Here is a 15504-nt window from a genome sequence, read left to right on the forward strand (position 1 = left end):
CTCATTGGCTCTCACTGCATGCCACCGGCGCGCTCCCGATATGCTCAACGCATGACACCAGCACCGCTCGATGCCGAGGTCGTCGGCCGGAGCAGGATCCGTGGGACCTCCGCGGACCTGCCCGTGCCGGCGACCCGGTCGGTGCTACCCGAGTTATCTGGACGTCCGGGCCCGTCGGGGCCGGTCCTCTCTGCGGAGACGGCCCCGGAGCCGCCGGCCCTGGCTGACGACGACGTCCCCCAGCAGCTGGTCGACCGCTACGGACGCACCGTGCGCGACCTGCGCCTGTCCATCACCGACCGCTGCAACCTGCGCTGCACCTACTGCATGCCCGCGCAGGGGCTCCAGTGGTTGCCCACCCCGGATCTGCTGACCACCGCCGAGCTCGCCCGTCTGGGGCGCATCGCCGTCGAGCGCCTGGGAGTGGAGCGCATCAGGCTGACCGGCGGTGAGCCGCTGCTGCGACGCGACCTGGAGGAGATCATCGGCTCACTGTCCGCGCTGCGGACGTCGACAGGTGTCAAGCCGGACATCGCCCTGACCACGAACGGTCTGGGGCTGGAGAAACGGGCCACTGGGCTGCGTGCGGCGGGCCTGGACCGCGTCAACATCTCCATCGACTCCCTGGACCCGCAGGACTACGCCGCCATCACTCGCCGAGACCGGCTCGCCGACGTCCTGACGGGGATCGCCGGCGCCCAGGAGGCCGGCCTGGACCCCATCAAGGTCAATGCCGTGGCCGTGCCCACCACCGTGGAGGAGCGGGCTCCGCGGCTCCTGGCCGAGTGCCTGCGCCGTGGCTGGCAGCTGCGGTTCATCGAGCACATGCCACTGGGACCGCGCGAGACCTGGAGCAGCCAGGACGTCGTCGGCGTCGATCAGATCCTGGGGGTGCTGCGGGAGGCCGGCTTCAGCCTCACCGAGGTGGGCCGCCCGGACCGTCGTCCTGCGGCACTGTGGCGCGTTGCCGCTGGGAGCGCGTCGGGCCAGGACCATCCGGCTGGGACGGTGGGCGTCATCGCCTCGGTCACCGCCCCCTTCTGCTCGGACTGCGACCGCACCCGTGTCACGGCCGACGGGCGCCTCATGACCTGCCTTTTCTCCAGTACCGAGACCGACCTGCGCGGCCCCATGCGCGCAGGGGCCGACGACGACGAGCTCATCCGCATCTGGTCCAGGGCCACCTGGGGCAAGCCTCGCGCACACGGCTCGGACAGTCCCCAGACCGAGGGCGACGGCTTCGCCCGCCCGCAGCGCACCATGTCGGCCATCGGTGGCTGACCCGAGTCGTTAGGAGCCACCACGATGAGTCCTTCCCCCGATCCGTCCCCTGAGACGGTCGCGCAGGCGAGTCCGGAGCAGATCTCCGTGACCCTGCGCTACTTCGCCGCGGCCGCTGAGGCCGCAGGCCGCCCTGAGGAGCGCCTGGACCTGCCCACCGGCACGACGCTGGCAGGCCTGCGCGAGCAGCTGGCCGGGCAGGGGCTGGAGATGGCGCGGGTCATCCCGATCTGCAGCTTCTTGGTCAACTCGGTCTCCACCCCGGCGGACTCCCTCACGCCCCTGGCCGACGGCGACGCCGTTGACGTGCTCCCACCCTTCGCCGGCGGGTGAGTCTCCCGCCGCGTTCTCGCACCGATCCCACGCCGCGCCCGCATCGAGGCGGGCGGGTTACGCGTAGCCCCAACCATTTTTTCCGCCCGACTGTGCGAGGAGTGCCCGGCTCAGCGAAGAAGGTGGAGCGGCGCTCAGGCGATGTTGCTCCACTGGGTCGAGCCGTCGGTGAAGGTCTGGCGCTTCCACACGGGCAGGCGCTGCTTGACCTCCTCGACGATCTCGCTGCACACGGCGAAGGCCTCGGCGCGGTGGTCGGAGCTGACTGCGACCGCGAGCGCCGCCTCCCCAACGCTCAGGTCGCCGACGCGGTGAACGACGCCGAGGGCGCGCACCCGACCCCGTTGGGCCACGTCCTGGGCGATCTGCTCGACGACCTGGTCGGCCGTGGGGTGGCAGGAGTAGCCGATGCCGGTGACGGCGCGATCAGCGTCATGGTTGCGGACCACGCCCTCGAAGGTGACGACGGCGCCGGCGGCCGCGTCCTGGACGGCGTCGGCGAGCTCGGTGACGCTGATGGGAGCCTCAGTGACCTCGGCTCGAACCACGCGGGGCGTGGAAGCCGGGAGCGGTCGGCTGGGCTGGTCGGGACTGGACGTCACGGGAGTCTCCTCGATCTGGGCGGCGGGCTGGGCGTCACCGGATGGTCGGCCGCGAGCATACCCATGTGGGCACCTCCGGATGAACGGGCATGATAGGGCCACGACGTTCGGGCACTGCCCCGCCCGCGACCGTCCGCTCTGAGGTCACGACCCCCAGGGCAGCCCGTCGAGAAAGGACCGTGATGGCGCAGATGATTCCCCTGGAGGACTACGTCGCCCAGGTGCTTGGGGCCCTGTCGCCCCTGGAAGGCAGCCGCCTGGCGCTGGGACAGGCGCACGGCAGGGTGCTGGCCGAGGACGTGACCGCCGCCGTCCCGGTGCCGCCGTGGACGAACTCGGCGATGGACGGTTACGCGGTGCGTGCTGAGGATACGACCGGCGCCGGCCCGCAGACGCCCGTGGTTCTGCCAGTGAGCGGGGACGTTCCGGCCGGCGCCGCGCCGCGTCCCCTCGCTGCCGGAACCGCCCAGCGGATCATGACCGGGGCGATGCTGCCCGAGGGCGCTGACGCCGTGGTCAAGGTGGAGGACACCGACCAGGATCCCGGCCCGCAACCGGTTCCGGAGCGCGTCGAGATCCACGCCGCAGTGAGCCCCGGTCTCAGCGTGCGCCGAGCCGGGGAGGACGTGACCGCGGGCGATCCGGTCATGGCGAGTGGGACGAGGCTGTCCGCGGCGGCCATCTCCGCCCTGGCCTCCGTGGGGCTCGGCTCGGTGCTGGTGAGTCCGCAGGTGCGCGTGGCCGTGGTCTCCACCGGGGCCGAGCTGCGTGACGCCGGTCAGGCGCTTGAGCCCGGAACGATCCCCGACTCCAACTCCCTGCTGCTGGCCGGATTGGTCGCCGAGCACGGAGCGGTGTGCACGAGCGTGGCCCGCAGCGGCGACACGGCCGAGGCCCTGGCTAAGGTGCTGCGGCAGGCCGCGGCCGACGCCGACCTCATCGTCACCTCCGGGGGCGTGTCCGCGGGGGCCTTCGATCCCCTGACGATGCTGGCGCAGGCTCAGCAGGGCGAGGCGGTCCCGGTGCACCTGGACTTCGTCAAGGTGGCCATGCAGCCGGGCAAGCCCCAGGGGCACGGCTGGGTGCTCGCCGACGACGGTCGGCGGGTGCCGATCATCTGCCTGCCGGGTAACCCGGTGAGTGTCCTGGTGTCCTTCACCACGATCGTGGCCCCGGCTCTGGCCCGGCTGTCCGGTCAGGAGATGGCGGACGGCGGCACCGAGTCGCTTCCGGGCCGGCCTCGCCTGACGGCGCGTGCGGCAGTGGGCTGGCAGACCCCACCGGGACGGCGCCAGCACGTGCCCGTGCGCTTCACCAAGGCCCCCGCCGGTTCCGACGTCGGTGACGGCGCGGGCCTGCCCTGGGTGACGCCCACCCACCGGCTGGGCTCCGGCTCGCACCTGGTGGCCTCACTGCCCGCCGCGCAGGCCCTGGCGGTGGTGGCCGCCGAGGTCGAGGCGGTCGAGGTCGGCGACGAGCTGCCCCTCATCCCGCTATCCGCCTCGTAGAGCTCGCGAACCACCCCTCGGGTCGGGACCGCCTGCGAGGCCCCCGGACCGCGGCCACAACACGTGATCCCACACCCCTTGTGAAGGAGCCCCTATGATTACTCGCCCCGAGATCACCCTCACCCACCTGGACGAGGCGGGCGCCGCCTACATGGTGGACGTCACTGCCAAGACCCCGACTGTGCGCGAGGCCCGCGCCAGCGCCTTCGTGGCCTGCTCGGAGGTGATCGTCGACGCCCTGCGCGGGGGCTCGGTCCCCAAGGGGGACGTGCTCGCCGTGGCCCGCGTGGCCGGGATCGCGGCGACGAAGAAGGTCCCCGAGCTCCTGCCGCTGGCGCATGTCATCGGCGTGCACGGGGCGCGCGTGGACCTGGAGATCGTCGACGGCGGCGTGCGCATCGAGACCACGGTGCGCACTGCCGACCGCACCGGGGTGGAGATGGAGGCCCTTACCGCAGCCACGGTGGCGGGGCTGGCGATCGTCGACATGGTCAAGGGAGTGGACCGCGGCGTCGAGCTGCGCGAGGCCAAGGTGGTGGCCAAGTCCGGGGGGCGCTCAGGGGACTGGGTGCGCGGTGACTGCGGTGACGAGGCCTGAGCAGACGGCTGGCACCACCATGAGCACCGCAGACCCGGCCGGCGCCGCCGATGTCGCCGATGTCGCCGATGTCGTCGTGCTGGCAGGTGGGACCGGCAGGCGGTTGGGCGGAGCCTCCAAGCCCGACGTCGTCGCCCGAGGGGCGCGCCTGCTCGACCACGTCCTGGCCGGAGTGGAGCGGCTACGGGAACAGGGCCTCGCGCTCGGGCGCGTGTGCGTCGTCGCTCCGGAAGAGGTCGCGCTGCCCGGCGACGTCCTGCGGGCGCTGGAGGACCCTCCCCTGGGAGGGCCTGTCGCCGGGATCGCGGCCGGGCTGGAGCTCCTGGGCAGGTGCGTTCCGGTCGTGGGGCTCACCGGGATCCTCACCTGCGACGCCCCGTCCTCCTGGCAGGTGCTGCCGACTCTGCACCGTGCGCTGGCGAAGGCGGGGCCGGAGCTGGACGGCGTCTGCGCCCGCGACGGTGAGCACACCCAGTACCTGCTGGGCCTCTACCGCCGCCGGGCACTGGCCACGGCCGTGGCCCCAGGCGGCGTACCTCTGCGGGACACCGCCGTGCGCCGGGCCCTCAGGCCCCTCCGGATCGCAGCGCTGCCCGTGTCCCGTGATGTCGTGCGGGACCTGGATACCTGGGCCGAGGTCCGCGCCTGGGACGCAGGCCGCTCGGAGTAACGGGCCCGCTCAGGCCGATCCGCTCCGTAGCGCACGGTGGCGCTCAGTGGTCTCCGCCGCCGAGCTGCTCCAGGACGTGGGGCACCAGGGGGCCGACGACGGCGACGGTGTCCTTGACCCCGCCGCGAGAGCCTGGGGCATTGACGACCAGGGCTCCGTCGGCACCGCGGGAGGTCACTCCCACCAGGCCGCGGGACAGTCCCGCCAGCGGCGTCTTGGTCAGCCCGTGGGCGCGGATCTGCGCCTCGATGCCCTCGATACGGGTCTGCAGCAGTGGCGCCGTGGCCTCCGGGGTGAGGTCTCTGGGGGTGACGCCGGTGCCGCCCGTGGTCAGGACCACCCGCGCGCCGGCGGACACCGCCCGCCTGATGGCCTCACGCACCGGCTCGACGCCGTCGGGCACGAGGTCCACCGTGTCGACGATGACGTCGTGCTCGGCCAGGAGACGCTGGGCCAGCGGGCCGGAGAGGTCCTCGCGCTCACCACTGACGCAGCGGTCGGAGACGGTGATGACGGCGCCCTTGACGGGCTCGGGCAGGGCCGCCAGGCCCTTCTGGACGATGGGGGTCTCGCTCATAGCCCCACCGTAGTCCGCACGAGCGTCCGCTGAACCCCTCACCGCACGAGTCGCTCCCCGAGGGGTTCTCGGCGGTCTCACTCCACCCCACATCAATTAGATAACATGAGTTTATCTTAATTTGCTTGCCCCGAGCACGGCCGACCCTCCGTTTTCCCCTTGTATTGCTGAGACAATCACACCCAGCCTGAAGATCTGACCACAGACCTGCATCATGAGGGCGGCGCGTGCCCGCACGCCCCCTCCCACATCTTCACGACAGCCTCAGGTCCACGGCGCCGTCGCCCAGCAGACCAGGCCTTACACACAGCAGGAGCCCTATGTCCACGCTTGACACCTCCGGTCGCGTCCTGACAGGGTGGAACCCCGAGGAGCCGGAGAACTGGTCCGCGAAGATCGCCTGGACCACACTGATCGTCTCGACCTACTCGATGATCCTGGCCTTCTGCGTCTGGTTCCTTCCCAGCGCGATCGCCCCCAAGCTCACCGAGATCGGCTTCAAGCTCACCGAGAGCCAGCTGTACTGGCTCGCCGCCATGCCCGGCCTGTCCTGCGGCCTGATCCGCCTCATCTACATGTTCCTGCCGCCGATCGTCGGCACGCGCAAGCTCGTCGCATGGTCCTCCCTGCTCTACGCACTGCCGATGCTCGGCTGGTTCTTCGCGGTGCAGAGCACCGAGACGAGCTTCGGGACGCTGCTCGCCCTGGCCTTCGCCTGCGGGATCGGAGGCGGCTCGTTCTCCGGCTACATGCCCTCGACCGGGTACTTCTTCCCCAAGCGGCTGACCGGTACCGCCCTGGGGATCCAGGCGGGCATCGGGAACATGGGAATGAGCATCATCCAGCTGCTGAGCCCCTGGCTCATGGGTTTCGGACTGCTGGGCATCACCTGGATCGCCCCCCAGCACGCCGGCAGCGGCCAGGTCTGGGTCCACAACGTGGCCGTCTTCTTCATCCCGTGGACCATCGTGGCCGCGCTTCTCGCCTTCGCCCTGCTCAAGGACGTCCCGGTCAAGGCCAACATCCGCCAGCAGATCGACATCTTCACCAACCCCGACACCTGGTACATGACGCTCATGTACGTGGCGACCTTCGGCCTGTTCTCCGGGTTCGCCGCACAGTTCGGACTCCTCATCAAGAACACCTACGGGCCTCAGTCGGCCCTGGCCGAGCACTTCGACAAGTCACTTCTGCCCCTGGGGGCGACTTACGCCTTCCTCGGGCCACTGATCGGGTCGGTGGTCCGAATGCTGTGGGGGCCCCTGTGCGACCGCTTCGGCGGGGCCATCTGGACCTTCATCTCCATCATCGGAATGGGTGCCACGCTGGCCGTCACCACCTTCTACCTCCATCCGACCGATCCGGCGCAGTTCCCCGGGTTCCTGTGGTCCATGCTGGCGATGTTCTTCTTCTCCGGCCTGGGCAACGCCGGCACCTTCAAGCAAATGCCAATGATCATGCCTAAGCGGCAGGCCGGCGGCGCCATCGGCTTCACGGCTGCCGTTGCCAGCCTGGGCCCCTTCATCGTCGGCGTCGCCATCGCCTCCCTGGGCACCACCGCCTGGTTCTGGATCTCGGTCACCTACTGCGCCGTGTGCGCGGTCATCTGCTGGCTGCGCTATGCCCGACCGGGAGCCCCGTTCCCGGGCTGAGTTCCAGCATCCGGCGTCCGCCCGGGCCACCCGTAACCGACTGACGGGGACAACGGCGCGGCGGCTAACGGCTCACCCGCGCGCCTGCCCCGTCGGCGGGGGCGCTCGGTGCCCGTCCGGTCGCCATCGACCCGCCGGACCGCCGCGCCCCCACGCTGAACACCGATGAACACAGACACACCATTGACCACCCACCAGCTTCACGGACCAAAGGACCATTGATGAGCACCACCGGCTCCCAGACCACCGGCCCCGGGATCGTCCCTGGACCCGACCAGCAGGTCGAGAACGCCCCCGGACTGCTCACGCTGGGCTCGTACCTGCGTCGAGGACAAGCCTCTGCCGACGCCCGCCGCCTGTTCCTGACCGGCGGACGCGAGTCCGACACCTTCTATCGGCACCGGTGGAGCCACGACAAGATGGTCCACTCAACCCACGGGGTCAACTGCACCGGGTCGTGCGCCTGGGAGGTCTACGTCTCCGACGGCATCATCACCTGGGAGAAGCAGATCACCGACTACCCCACCACGGGACCGGACATGCCCGAGTACGAGCCCCGCGGCTGCCCGCGTGGCGCGGCCTTCTCCTGGTACACCTACTCCCCCACGCGCATCCGCTACCCCTACGTGCGCTCAGTCCTGCTGGACGCCTTCCGTGCCGCGAAGGCCGACAACGACGGCGACCCGGTCGCCGCCTGGGCGCAGGTCACCGATGACCCCGCCACCGCCAAGGCCTATAAGTCGGCCCGAGGCAAGGGCGGCATGGTGCGCGTGGGCTGGGACGAGGCCATGGAGATCGTCGCGGCCGCCTATGTCCACACCATCCGCGCCTGGGGCCCGGACCGGATCGCCGGCTTCAGCGTCATCCCGGCCATGTCCCAGGTCTCCTACGGGGCCGGCGGCCGCCTCCACGAGCTCATCGGCGGCACGATGCTCTCCTTCTACGACTGGTACGCCGACCTGCCGCCGGCCTCACCGCAGGTCTTCGGGGACCAGACCGACGTCCCCGAGGCCGGCGACTGGTACAACTCCCAGTACCTCATGATGTGGGGCTCCAACCTGCCGCTGACCCGCACCCCGGACGCCCACTTCATGACCGAGGCCCGCTACCACGGGCAGAAGGTGGTGGCGGTCTCCCCCGACTACGCCGACAACACCAAGTTCGCTGACCAGTGGCTGCGCGTTGCCCCGGGTACCGACGGCGCCCTGGCCCAGGCGATGGGACACGTCATCCTCTCCGAGTTCCACGTCAAGCGCGAGGAGTCCTTCTTCCTGGACTACATGCGCCGCCACACCGACTCCCCCTTCCTCATCGGCCTGGAGCCCTCCCCCGACGGCACCAGCTACGTACCCGGCCGCTTCGTAACGGCCTCCGACGTCAACGGGGTCGCCACCGGTGCCCCGAAGAACGAGTTCCGTCCCCTCGTGTGGGACCGCCAGCGCGGCCCGGCCGACCCCGGGGGCACCCTGGCCGACCGCTTCACCCCCGAGGGCGAGGGCAAGTGGAACCTGCTCATGGAGGACGTCGACCCGGTCATGAGCATCCTGGACCTGCACGGCGAGGGCCCCCAGGTTCAGGCCGCCGAGGTGCTCCTGCCCCGCTTCGACCTGCCCGGCTCCTCCACCCCCGAGGGTTCTGTGGGCGGCGGCGTCGTGCGCCGCGGCGTGCCGGTCACCCGTATCGGGGACCGTCTGGTCACCACCGTCTACGACCTGCTCCTGGCCCAGTACGCCGTCGAGCGCCCGTCCATGCCGGGCGAGTGGCCCGCGGACTACCAGGACGCCACGGTCCCGGGCACGCCCGCCTGGGCCAGCGAGATCACCGGCGTCCCGGGCCCCGCCATCATCCAGGTGGCGCGCGACTTCGCCCTCAACGCCGTGGAGTCCGGCGGCCGCTCCCAGATCGTCATGGGCGCGGGCATCAACCACTACTACCACGCCGACCAGATCTACCGGACGATCCTGGCGCTGACCTCCATGTGCGCCACCCAGGGGGTCAACGGCGGTGGCTGGGCCCACTACGTGGGTCAGGAGAAGGTCCGCCCGCTCAGCGGCTTCCAGCAGTACGCCTTCGCCCTGGACTGGCACCGCCCGGCCCGGCAGATGATCTCCACGGGCTTCTGGTACATCACCACCGACCAGTGGCGCTACGACACCACCTCCGCCGAGCGCCTGGCCTCCCCGCTGGGACCGGGCACCCTGGCGGGCAAGACGACCACCGACGCCATGGTCGAGGCCATGAAGCGCGGGTGGACGCCGTCCTACCCCACCTTCAACCGCAGCCCGCTGCTCCTGGGCCAGCAGGCCGCCGAGGCGGGCATGGACCCCAAGGACTACGTCGTCGAGCAGCTGCGATCCGGTGAGCTGCGCTTCGCCTGCGAGGACCCCGACGCCCCCGAGAACTTCCCCCGCATCCTGTGCTCGTGGCGCACGAACCTGCTGGGCAGCTCGGCCAAGGGCACGGAGTTCTTCCTGCGCCACATGGTGGGCGCGGACAACGACGTCAATGCCGTCGAGACCCCGCCCGAGCAGCGTCCCGCCTCGGTGACCTGGCGCGACGAGGCCCCTGTCGGAAAGCTCGACCTCATGTGGACCGCGGACTTCCGCAACACCTCCACCACCCTGCACTCCGACGTCGTCCTGCCTGCGGCCACCTGGTACGAGAAGCACGACATCTCCTCGACCGACATGCACCCCTTCGTGCACTCCTTCAACGCGGCCATCGACCCGCCCTGGGAGGCGCGCACCGACTTCCAGGTCTTCCAGACCCTGGCCGGGCTCATCTCCGCCTGGGCGCCGCGCTACCTGGGCACCCAGACCGACGTCGTCGCCGCGCCCCTGACCCACGACACCCCCGACGCCCTGACGATGGCGCACGGCGACGTGTCCTCCCTGCCCCAGGAGTGGGTGCCGGGAGTGACGATGCCCAAGCTGGTGCCCACCGAGCGGGACTACACCCAGATCCGGGCCAAGTTCGACGCCCTGGGTCCCCTGGCCGAGAAACTGGGACTGCCCTGCAAGGGCATCATGCTCAAGCCCGGGCCGGAGGTGGAGCGCCTGGCCCGCAACCACGGGGTCTCCTCCGACGGCGCGGCCGCCGGCCGGCCGCTGCTCGACACCGACATCCGCGCCGCCGACGCGATCTTCACGCTGTCGGGAACCACCAACGGGCGCATCTCCACCGAGGGCTGGGACACGCTGTCCAAGCGCACCGGCACCCCGCTGGTCGAGCTCAGCGAGGAGGAGGCCGGAAAACTCATCTCCTTCGCCGACACCCAGGTCAAGCCCCAGGGAGTCATCACCTCCCCGGAGTGGTCCGGCTCCGAGCACGGCGGCCGGCGCTACTCGGCCTTCGTGGTCAACGTGGAGCACGCCAAGCCCTGGCACACCCTGACCGGGCGCATGCACTACTACCTCGACCACGACTGGATGCGGGACATGGGCGAGTCCCTGCCGGTCTTCCGGCCTCCGCTGGACTTCCACGCCCTGTACGGGGAGGCCGCACCAGGCGCGGTGTCCACGAGCCAGGCGGGCACGGCGGAGGTCGCGGTGCGCTACATCACCGCGCACAACAAGTGGGCGATCCACTCGCAGTACTTCGACAACCTGCACATGCTCACGCTGGGACGCGGGGGCCAGACCATCTGGATGAGTCCCCAGGACGCCGACAAGATCGGTGTCAAGGACAACGAGTGGGTCGAGGCCTACAACCGCAACGGCATCGTGGCGGCGCGCGCCATCGTCTCCCACCGCATCCCCGAGGGCATGGTCTTCATGCACCACGCCCAGGAGCGCACCATGAACACCCCGCTGACCGAGTCCAGCGGCAGGCGCGGCGGGACGCACAACTCGCTGACCCGTATCGTGCTCAAGCCCAGCCACTTCGCCGGCGGCTACGGGCAGCTGTCCTACGCCTTCAACTACATCGGCCCCACGGGCAACAACCGCGACGAGGTCACGCTCATCCGTCGCCGCAGCAACCAGGAGGTGACTTTCTGATGAAGGTCATGGCCCAGATCGCAATGGTGATGAACCTCGACAAGTGCATCGGCTGCCACACCTGTTCAGTGACCTGCAAGCAGGCCTGGACCAACCGCGAGGGCACCGAGTACATGTGGTTCAACAACGTCGAAACCCGCCCCGGTGTCGGCTACCCCAAGGGCTGGGAGGACCAGGACACCTGGTGCGGCGGCTGGGAGCGCACGGCCTCGGGTCGCCTGCGGCCCCGCTCGGGCGGGCGCCTGCGCCGGTTGGTCAACATCTTCGCCAACCCGGAGATGCCCACGGTCGAGGACTACTACGAGCCGTGGACCTACGAGTACGACCGTCTGCTCTCGGCACCCAAGGACTCCCCGGCGCTCCCGGTGGCGCGAGCCAAGAGCCAGCTGACCGGCGAGTACATGCCCACCATCAAGTGGGGTCCCAACTGGGACGACGATCTGGGCGGCTCCATGGAGACCCTCCAGCAGGACCCGATCATCGAGGCGATGAGCACGAAGGTGCGCACCGACATCGAGTCGGCCTTCATGTTCTACCTGCCGCGCATCTGCGAGCACTGCCTCAACCCCACCTGCGTGTCCGCATGCCCGTCGGGCGCCATGTACAAGCGCACCGAGGACGGCATCGTCCTGGTGGACCAGGACGCCTGCCGCGGCTGGCGCATGTGCGTGTCCTCCTGCCCCTACAAGAAGGTCTACTTCAACCACGCCACCGGCAAGGCCGAGAAGTGCACCCTGTGCTACCCGCGCCTGGAGATCGGCGAGCCCACCGTGTGCTCGGAGACCTGCGTGGGACGCCTGCGCTACCTGGGCGTCCTCCTTTACGACGCCGACCGCGTCTCGCAGGCCGCCGCCGTCAAGGACCCGCAGGACCTCTACATGGCCCAGCGCGAGATCCTCCTCAACCCCCACGACCCCGAGGTCGTGGCGGGCGCGCGCGCCGAGGGCGTCCCGGACAACTGGATCGAGGCCGCCCAGGCCTCCCCCATCTGGGACCTCATCGACACCTACGAGGTGGCCCTGCCCCTGCACCCCGAGTACCGCACCATGCCGATGGTCTGGTACATCCCGCCGCTCTCCCCGGTCGTCGACGAGGTTGCGGCCGCCGGCCTGGACGGCGAGAACTACAAGGTGCTGCTGACGGCCGTCTCCGACATGCGCATCCCGCTGGAGTACCTGGCGGGCCTGTTCACGGCCGGTGAGACCAACACGGTTGAGCTCGTGCTGCGGCGTCTGGCCGCGATGCGCTCCCACATGCGCGACGTGCGCCTGGGCCGCGAGCCCGACCCGGCCATCGCCGCCTCTGTGGGCCTGGACGGCAAGAAGCTGGAGGCCATGTACCGCCTGCTGGCCATTGCCAAGTACGACGACCGCTACGTCATCCCCACCGCCAAGCCCGAGGTCCCCCGCGGCATGGAGTCCATGGGCAACGACGTCAAGACCCTCCTGGGTGAGGGCGCCCCGGCCGGATGCCACCCCGACGTCGCCTCCTTCCACGGCCAGGGCGCTGCCGGCGGCGTCAACAACGGCCCGGTGAGCCTGCCGCTGCCGACGGTGCGCCGCGAGCCGGTGCCGGCTGCCGGCCCGGGCATGCCGCAGGTCGGTGTGCCTCAGCCGGTGGGGCAGGCTCAGGCGGCCGACTCCTCCGCAGGGGCAGCCTCGACCGGCCCTGCGGTCGCAGCCCCGAGGGACCTCTGAGATGGTCTCCTTCGTCCGCGCCCCCAGGGTCCTTCAGACCCCTGCCGAGGTGTACCTGACGGCCTCTCAGCGAGCCACCGTGCACATGGCGGCCTCGCTGCTGCTGGACTACCCGGCCGAGGGCACTCTGGAGACGCGTCTGAACGCCGTCGAGGCCGAGCTGGCCACGCTGCCGGCGGAGGTCGCCGTCCTCCTGGAGGAGTTCGTCGCTCAGGCGCGGCGCCGCGGCGAGCGGGCCATGGCCGAGCACTACGTGGAGGTCTTCGACCGCCGTCGGCGCTGCTGCCTGTACCTGACGTACTACACGGTGGGCGACACCCGGCACCGGGGCGCCGCGCTACTGGCCTTCAAGCAGGCGCTGGCGGCGGCCGGCTACGAGATGGCCGCTGACGAGCTGCCCGACTACCTGCCGGTGGTCCTCGAGCTGTCCGCGCGCAGCGGTGACGAGGTGGCCAGTGCGCTTCTGTCCTCCCACCGTGAGGGCATCGAGGTGCTGCGCAGCGCCCTGGCCGACGCCGCCTCCCCCTACGCGGGGCTGGTGGAGGCCGTCTCGATGACCCTGCCGCAGATCGACGGGGCCACCGCCGAGCGCGTGCGCGCCCTCGTGGCGGCCGGACCTCCCACCGAGACCGTCGGTGTCACCGACACCCTGCCCTTCCCGACCATTCCCGTGCGCAACCCGAGTCTGTCCGGTGCACCTACTGTGCCGGGCTCCGTACCAGTCGCCGTTCCTTCCCCCTCACGAGCAGCCAGGAGAGCATGACATGAGCCCGATTCAGCAGAACCTCATGTGGGTGGCCCTGCCCTACGCCAGCCTGGTGCTGCTGGTGGCAGGCATGGTCTGGCGGTGGCGCACCGACCAGTTCGGCTGGACCTCCCGCTCCTCGCAGTGGAACGAGTCCCGCATCCTGCGCCTGGCCTCCCCCCTGTTCCACCTGGGCTTCCTCATGGTGATGGGCGGTCACGTCGTCGGGCTCCTGGTGCCCAAGGACGTCACCGAGATGCTGGGCGTCTCCCAGCACATGTACCACCTGGGCGCCACCTACCTGGGAACCTTCGCGGCCATCCTGACGATCGTGGGCCTGGTCGGGCTCATCTACCGACGCATCGTCGTCAAGAGCGTGCGCCTGGCCACCACCCGCAACGACGTGGTCATGTACTGCTTCCTCATCGTCCCGGTCCTGCTGGGAACGGCCGCCACGGTCCTCAACCAGCTCTCCGACGCCCACGGCTACGACTACCGCGAGACGATCAGCCCCTGGCTGCGCTCGGTGCTGGTCCTCCAGCCGCGCCCCGAGCTCATGGCCGACGTGCCGGTCTCCTTCAAGCTCCACGTCATCGCGGGCTTCCTGCTCCTGGCGATCTGGCCCTTCACCCGCCTAGTCCACGTGGTCTCCGCGCCCGTGGGCTACGTGACCCGCCCCTACGTGGTCTACCGTTCACGCGAGGGGGCCACCTCCACTGCCCGGACCTCACGTGGCTGGACCCCGGTACGGACCCAGGGCACCGGCAACCAGGGGGTCAACGACGTCACTCCCTCCCAGGGCGCCTGAGCCGGCCGCCCCTGCCTTCAGCGAAAGGACACGCATTGGGTATCTCCCGTCGCGCCGCCATCGCCGCCGTCAGTCTGCTCTCCGCCGTCTCCCTGGCCGCCTGCGGCGGCTCCGCCTCCAACAGCTCCACCAACGCCGCTTCGGGCGCCGCCTCCGCAAGCGGCTCAGGTGCCCCGCAGAAGGCCACCGGCGAGCTCAAGGTCCTGGCCGCCGCCTCCCTCAAGGCGTCCTTCACGGAGATCGGGACCCAGCTGGAGAAGGACAACCCCGGACTCCACGTCACCTTCGACTTCCAGGGCTCCCAGACCCTCGTCAGCTCGCTGTCCGAGGGCAACGCGGCCGACGTCCTGGCCACGGCCGACGAGCCCACCATGAACAAGGCCGTGGAGCAGAAGCTGGTCGGCGAGCGCACCGAGTTCGCCACCAACGTCCCGACCCTCATCGTGCCCAAGGGCAACCCCGCCAACGTCAAGGGCATTGACTCCTCACTCGACGGCGCCAAGCTCGTGGTCTGTGTGGAGACCGCCCCGTGCGGCAATGCCGCCAAGGAGCTGGCCAAGGCCTACAACGTCACTCTCAACCCGGTCTCCGAGGAGCAGAAGGTGACGGACGTGCGCACCAAGGTCGAGTCCGGTGAGGCCGACGCGGGCGTGGTCTACAAGACTGACGCCGTGGCCGCCAAGGACAAGGTCGATGAGATCACCATCGACAACAAGGGCGTCGTGAACCACTACCCGATCGCCCAGACCGCCAAGCCCTCCAACCCCGAGGCCGCTCAGGTCTTCATCAACGCCATCACCAGCAAACCCGGTCAGGACATCCTGGCCAAGTACGGTTTCGGGAAGCCCGGCGACACCGGTAGCGCAAGTGCCGGGGCGAGCTCCAGCGCCGGGGGCGCCGCTACGGCCAGCACCGCAGCCGGCGCCGCCCCGTCTCAGGCCGCGACCGCTGAGGGGACGTCCGCCACGGAGACGGACAAGCCCACTGCGGAGACGACTGCTCCGTGATGACGTACCTGTCTGGCTCGGGGACCTG

The 15504-nt window shown here is 70.2% G+C and carries 13 protein-coding genes; 11 read left to right on the forward strand and 2 right to left on the reverse strand.

Annotated features, from left to right (window positions below):
- The first annotated feature begins 51 nt into the window (after positions 1 to 51).
- Positions 52 to 1281: a GTP 3',8-cyclase MoaA gene (gene moaA / locus FBF36_RS09740; RefSeq protein ID WP_009733995.1), complete on the forward strand. Its 1230-nt coding sequence runs from the start codon at positions 52 to 54 to the stop codon at positions 1279 to 1281.
- 24 nt (positions 1282 to 1305) lie between these two features.
- On the forward strand, positions 1306 to 1614 hold the full coding sequence (locus FBF36_RS09745) for a MoaD/ThiS family protein (protein WP_009733996.1): 309 nt from the start codon (positions 1306 to 1308) through the stop codon (positions 1612 to 1614).
- A gap of 134 nt (positions 1615 to 1748) precedes the next feature.
- On the opposite strand, the gene FBF36_RS09750 is transcribed toward FBF36_RS09745, so the two are convergent.
- Complete coding sequence (locus FBF36_RS09750) at positions 1749 to 2216, reverse strand: molybdenum cofactor biosynthesis protein MoaE (protein ID WP_178387588.1); 468 nt, start codon at positions 2214 to 2216, stop codon at positions 1749 to 1751.
- Between the two features lie 182 nt (positions 2217 to 2398).
- Between FBF36_RS09750 and glp the strand changes: the two genes are divergently transcribed.
- From glp to FBF36_RS09765, 3 genes are all read left to right on the forward strand, one after another.
- On the forward strand, positions 2399 to 3724 hold the full coding sequence (glp, locus tag FBF36_RS09755; protein WP_138137446.1) for a gephyrin-like molybdotransferase Glp: 1326 nt from the start codon (positions 2399 to 2401) through the stop codon (positions 3722 to 3724).
- Positions 3725 to 3818: 94 nt separating this feature from the next.
- Positions 3819 to 4322 (forward strand): cyclic pyranopterin monophosphate synthase MoaC, encoded by a 504-nt coding sequence (moaC, locus tag FBF36_RS09760; protein ID WP_009396933.1) that lies wholly within the window; start codon positions 3819 to 3821, stop codon positions 4320 to 4322.
- Between the two features lie 19 nt (positions 4323 to 4341).
- Complete coding sequence (locus tag FBF36_RS09765; protein ID WP_050792674.1) at positions 4342 to 4992, forward strand: molybdenum cofactor guanylyltransferase; 651 nt, start codon at positions 4342 to 4344, stop codon at positions 4990 to 4992.
- Between the two features lie 43 nt (positions 4993 to 5035).
- Here FBF36_RS09765 and FBF36_RS09770 read toward each other — a convergent pair whose 3' ends face one another.
- Entirely contained in the window at positions 5036 to 5569 is a 534-nt protein-coding gene (locus FBF36_RS09770; protein WP_009396935.1) for a molybdenum cofactor biosynthesis protein B, read from the reverse strand.
- A 320-nt stretch (positions 5570 to 5889) separates the two neighbouring features.
- Between FBF36_RS09770 and FBF36_RS09775 the strand changes: the two genes are divergently transcribed.
- The 6 genes from FBF36_RS09775 (at position 5890) to modA (ending at position 15476) form a co-directional block, all read left to right on the forward strand.
- Entirely contained in the window at positions 5890 to 7221 is a 1332-nt protein-coding gene (locus tag FBF36_RS09775) for an MFS transporter (protein ID WP_138137448.1), read from the forward strand.
- A gap of 221 nt (positions 7222 to 7442) precedes the next feature.
- Complete coding sequence (locus FBF36_RS09780; protein ID WP_009396940.1) at positions 7443 to 11219, forward strand: nitrate reductase subunit alpha; 3777 nt, start codon at positions 7443 to 7445, stop codon at positions 11217 to 11219.
- Entirely contained in the window at positions 11219 to 12916 is a 1698-nt protein-coding gene (narH, locus tag FBF36_RS09785; protein ID WP_138137449.1) for a nitrate reductase subunit beta, read from the forward strand. The genes FBF36_RS09780 and narH overlap by 1 nt, the downstream gene beginning before the upstream one ends.
- A 1-nt stretch (position 12917) precedes the next feature.
- Positions 12918 to 13679: a nitrate reductase molybdenum cofactor assembly chaperone gene (gene narJ, locus FBF36_RS09790; protein ID WP_009394469.1), complete on the forward strand. Its 762-nt coding sequence runs from the start codon at positions 12918 to 12920 to the stop codon at positions 13677 to 13679.
- Position 13680: 1 nt separating this feature from the next.
- Positions 13681 to 14469 carry a respiratory nitrate reductase subunit gamma gene (gene narI / locus FBF36_RS09795; RefSeq protein ID WP_009394471.1) on the forward strand — a complete coding sequence of 263 codons (789 nt, stop codon included), beginning with the start codon at positions 13681 to 13683 and terminating at the stop codon, positions 14467 to 14469.
- 35 nt (positions 14470 to 14504) lie between these two features.
- Complete coding sequence (modA, locus tag FBF36_RS09800) at positions 14505 to 15476, forward strand: molybdate ABC transporter substrate-binding protein (RefSeq protein WP_009394473.1); 972 nt, start codon at positions 14505 to 14507, stop codon at positions 15474 to 15476.
- Positions 15477 to 15504 lie beyond the last annotated feature (28 nt).

Origin of the sequence: Actinomyces sp. oral taxon 171 str. F0337 (genome assembly GCF_005696555.1) — a bacterium.
In the GTDB taxonomy this organism is placed as follows: domain Bacteria; phylum Actinomycetota; class Actinomycetes; order Actinomycetales; family Actinomycetaceae; genus Actinomyces; species Actinomyces oris_E.